At 65.5% G+C, this 4,681-nt stretch carries 4 protein-coding genes and 1 pseudogene; all 5 read left to right on the forward strand.

Features of this window, described 5'->3' with window-relative positions:
* The coding region (locus PHX69_RS15315) for a transglutaminase-like domain-containing protein (RefSeq protein ID WP_288044888.1) at window positions 1-288 on the forward strand (288 nt) is incomplete at its 5' end.
* A 58-nt stretch (window positions 289-346) separates the two neighbouring features.
* Window positions 347-1,090, forward strand: coding sequence for a proteasome-type protease (locus PHX69_RS15320; RefSeq protein WP_288044890.1), 744 nt, complete (start codon window positions 347-349; stop codon window positions 1,088-1,090).
* Between the two features lie 297 nt (window positions 1,091-1,387).
* A complete protein-coding gene (urtA, locus tag PHX69_RS15325) occupies window positions 1,388-2,659 on the forward strand; it encodes an urea ABC transporter substrate-binding protein (protein ID WP_119013251.1) in 1,272 nt (423 codons plus the stop codon).
* 131 nt (window positions 2,660-2,790) lie between these two features.
* The gene (urtB, locus tag PHX69_RS15330) at window positions 2,791-4,377 is read left to right on the forward strand and encodes an urea ABC transporter permease subunit UrtB (protein ID WP_288044892.1); all 1,587 of its coding nucleotides are present in this window, start codon (window positions 2,791-2,793) and stop codon (window positions 4,375-4,377) included.
* Between the two features lie 2 nt (window positions 4,378-4,379).
* Window positions 4,380-4,681 (forward strand): annotated as a pseudogene (locus PHX69_RS15335) (urea ABC transporter permease subunit UrtC); the annotation flags it as partial.

The raw sequence follows: 4,681 nt of genomic DNA on the forward strand, positions 1-4,681 counted from the left end.
ACCTGTGCGCGGCTGCTGGGCCTGCCCGCGCGCTACGTCAGCGGCTATCTGGCGGCCGATACCGAGCATGTGGCCAGCCACGCCTGGGCCGAAGTGCGCCTGCCCCAGGGCTGGCTGGGTTTTGATGTGTCCAACCAATGCCTGGCCGATGGCCGCTATGTGCGCCTGGCCATCGGCACCGACTACGCCGATGCCTGTCCGGTGCGCGGCATGCGGCTGGGCGGGGGGGTGGAGCAGCTGCACACGGCGGTGCAGGTCAGCCACGGCGCCCAGGCGGGCCAGCAGTGAACGCTGGCGCGGATAATCGCGCCGGTTCAACGCGCCTTCTCCTTCTTTCTCTCTCACCATGACTTACTGTGTTGCCATGCGGCTGGATGCCGGATTGTTGTTTGCCTCGGACTCGCGCACCAATGCCGGGGTCGATCACATCGCCACCTTCCGCAAGATGAACATTTTTGAAGTGCCCGGCGAGCGCCTGATCACGCTGCTGAGCGCGGGCAATCTGGCCACCACCCAAAGCGTGGTCAGTTTGCTGCGCCAGCGGCTGGCGCACAAGGGCACGCCCGAGGGCGAACACCTGTTCAACCGCGCCTCGATGTACGACGTGGCCGAGCTGGTGGGGCGCACCGTCAAGGAAACCGTGGCCCGCGATGCCAATGCCCAAAGCCTGGGGCAAGGGGTGGACTTTGGCGGCAACTTTCTGGTGGGCGGGCAGATTCGGGGCGAGGAGCCGCGCCTGTTCCATGTCTATGCCCAGGGCAATTTCATTGAAGCGGGGCAAGACACGCCGTATTTCCAGATTGGCGAATCCAAATACGGCAAACCCATCATCGACCGCGTGGTGCGCCACGACACCTCGCTGAAAGAAGCCGCCAAGTGCACGCTGATCTCGTTCGACTCGACGATCCGCAGCAACCTGTCGGTGGGTTTGCCCATCGACATGCTGCTCTACCGCACCGACTCCTTTGCCCCGGCAGCGCCGCACCGCATCACCGCAGACGACCCCTACTTCCTCAAACTGAGCCGGGGCTGGGGCGAGGGGCTGCGCCGCACCTTTGCCAGGTTGCCCGACGAAGACTGGTTTCGCTGACCGGCTGTGCGCCGGGCAGCACCCGCCGGGGCCGCTACCAGAGGCCCCGGCTCTATTGGGATCATTTTGGCCTTGAGGCCAATCTGGTAAAGCGCCAGCAGCTATCGAAAAAATAGCAAACTAGCGCTGTCCTGTGGCGTATTGCGCCCCGCCCGGACAGCGCCAGTACGCCACCTGGCGTATTGGCCGGGCACAGGGGTGTCTCCAGAATCGGTTCATCGCTGACAAGACTGCCGCAAAGAACAAACAGCGCGGCAGACACAGCGACCACCACCCTTTCACTCCCTGGAGCCGCTCATGCAACGTCGATCCACCCTCAAGGCACTGACCGCCGCCATGGCCCTGGCGGGCCTGTCTGCCCTGCCCGCCCACGCCGCCGACACCATCAAGGTCGGCATCCTGCACAGCCTCTCGGGCACCATGGCCATTTCGGAAACCGTGCTCAAGGACACGGTGCTGATGGCCATTGACGAAATCAACGCCAAGGGCGGCGTGCTGGGCAAGCAGCTCGAACCCGTGGTGGTCGATCCGGCCTCCAACTGGCCGCTGTTCGCTGAAAAAACCAAGCAGCTGCTGGGCCAGGACAAGGTCTCGGTGATCTTTGGCTGCTGGACATCGGTGAGCCGCAAATCGGTGCTGCCCGTGGTCGAAGAGATGAACGGCCTGCTGTTCTACCCCGTGCAGTACGAGGGCGAAGAGCTGTCGAAAAACGTGTTCTACACCGGCGCCGCGCCCAACCAGCAGGCCATCCCGGCGGTGGACTACCTGATGAGCAAGGACGGCGGCGCAGCCAAGCGCTGGGTGCTGCTGGGCACCGACTACGTGTACCCGCGCACCACCAACAAAATCCTGCGCGCCTACCTGAAATCCAAGGGCGTAAAAGACAGCGACATCGACGAAAAATACACGCCGTTTGGCCACTCGGACTACCAGACCATCGTGGCCGACATCAAGAAGTTCAGCCAGGGTGGCAAGACCGCCGTGGTGTCCACCATCAACGGCGACTCCAACGTGCCGTTCTACAAAGAGCTGGGCAACGCGGGCCTGAAGGCCAAGGACGTGCCCGTGGTCGCCTTCAGCGTGGGCGAGGAAGAACTGCGCGGCGTGGACACCAAGCCGCTGGTGGGCCACCTGGCGGCGTGGAACTACTTCATGTCCCTCAAGAACCCGACCAACGCGGCCTTCATCAAACAGTGGAGCGATTACGCCAAGGCCAAGAACATTGCGGGCCACAAAGACAAGCCGCTGACCAACGACCCGATGGAGGCCACCTACATCGGCATCCACATGTGGAAGCAGGCCGTAGAAAAAGCCAAGAGCACCGATGTGGACAAGGTGATTGCCGCCATGGCGGGCCAGACCTTCAAGGCGCCCAGCGGCATCGTCAGCAAGATGGACGAGAAGAACCACCACCTGCACAAGAGCGTGTTCATCGGTGAGATCAAGGCCGACGGCCAGTTCAACGTGGTCTGGAAAACACCCGGCCCCGTCAAGGCCAAGCCCTGGTCGCCCTACATCGAAGGCAACGACAAGAAGAAGGACGAGCCACAAGGCAAATCCGCAATGTGACAGCCACCGGCCCCGGCGCCCGCGTTGCAGCGGGGGCCGGGCCGGACGAGGGCGCACCGCGCGCCCGCCCCTGTGCCCCGGGCTGTGTTCGGCGCACACATGACACCTACCGCGCAGTGCGCCCCCGTTCCATGCCTTCCAGAATCTTTTACCGCTGGTTTGTCTGCCTGCTGCTCTGGTGCGCAGCCGTGCAGGCCCACGCCCTCACGCCCGAGGCGGCGCGGGCCATGGCCGCAGGCGATACCGACGAGCGCATCGCCGCCCTGCAACGCGCCACGGCCACGCCCGACGACGCCACGCTGGCCTTCATCCGCGCCATGGCCGACGACGCCGTCAAGGTGGCGGGCGATCGCGCCATCGTCATGCAGGGCGACCAGGGCACCGACCCCGTGACCGGCGCCCCAGTGCCCGTGCCCGACGACGCCGAAGACATCGTCAACAACAACCGCATGCGTGGCGAGTTCGACGCCGCCCTGGCCGCGCTGCAACTACTCTCGCCCGACGCGGCCCAGCGCCGTGCCGCCATCGAGGCGCTGAAAGAAGACACCGACGAAGCGCGCCTGCCCCTGATAGAAAAAGCCCTGGCCCAGGAAAAAGACACCCGCCTGCAAGCGCAGCTCGAAGCCATCCGCGCCCGCATCCTGCTGGCCAGCCCCAGCGCAGAGCGCCGCCTGGAGGCCGCGCAGTACCTGGCCCACAGCGGCAACCCGGCCACACGCACCGTGCTGCTGGAGCAGCTGCGCCAGGAGGCCGACCCGAAGGTCAAGGCCGCCATGCAGTCGGCCTTGACCGCCGTGGAAGGGCGCCTGCAATGGGGCGAGAAGCTGGCCGCGCTGTTCTCGGGCCTGAGCCTGGGCAGCATCTTGCTGCTGGTGGCGCTGGGCCTGGCCATTACCTACGGGCTGATGGGCGTCATCAACATGGCGCACGGCGAGCTGATGATGGTGGGCGCCTACGCCACCTACGTGGTGCAGGGCCTGTTCCAGAAATACCTGCCCGGCGCCTTTGACTGGTACCTGGTGGCGGCACTGCCGGTGGCGTTTGGCGCCTCGGCGCTGATGGGCGCGGTGCTCGAGCGCAGCGTGATCCGCTTTTTGTATGGCCGCCCGCTGGAGACCTTGCTGGCCACCTGGGGCATCAGCCTGGTGCTGCAACAGCTGGTGCGCAGCGTGTTCGGCGCGCAAAACGTGGGCGTAGAAAACCCCGCCTGGATGAGCGGTGGCGTGCAGCTCATGGACAACCTGCAACTGCCCTGGAACCGCGTGCTCATCGTCGTCTTTGCCTTTGCCGTGCTGGCGGGCGTGGCTTTTCTCATCAGCCAGACGCGGCTGGGCCTGTTTGTGCGCGGTGTGACGCAAAACCGCCCCATGGCCGCGTGCATGGGCGTGAACACCGCGCGCATCGACACCTACGCCTTCGCGCTGGGCTCGGGCATTGCCGGGTTGGCGGGCTGCGCACTGAGCCAGGTGGGCAACGTGGGGCCTGACCTGGGCCAGGGCTACATCGTCGATGCATTCATGGTGGTGGTGCTGGGCGGCGTGGGCCAGTTGGCGGGCACGGTGTACGCAGCGCTGGGCCTGGGCGTGCTGAACAAATTTCTCGAAGGCTGGATGGGCGCCGTGCTGGCCAAGATTGCCGTGCTGGTGCTCATCATCGTCTTCATCCAGAAGCGCCCCCAAGGCATTTTTGCCATGAAAGGCCGCAGCGCGGAAGCCTGACCATGACCACCTCCTCTTCTCCCTCTACCCCTGCCGCCGCCGTTGCCGTGCCCGCGTTGCAGCTCCCGGCCCCGGCGCCGCTGCTCACGCGCACGGGCTGGTCGGCCTTTGCCGCCGCGCTGATCGTGGTGTGCGCGGTGGCGCCACTGCTCAACCTGTGGGTGCCTGCGGGCAGCCCGCTGCACCTGTCCGACTACGCCGTGGCGCTGCTGGGCAAGATCATGTGCTACGCCATCTGCGCGCTGGCCATGGACTTGATCTGGGGCTACACCGGCATCCTGAGCCTGGGCCACGGCCTGTTCTT

The sequence above is a fragment of the Simplicispira sp. genome (assembly GCF_028687295.1).
In the GTDB taxonomy this organism is placed as follows: Bacteria; Pseudomonadota; Gammaproteobacteria; order Burkholderiales; family Burkholderiaceae_C; genus Simplicispira; species Simplicispira metamorpha.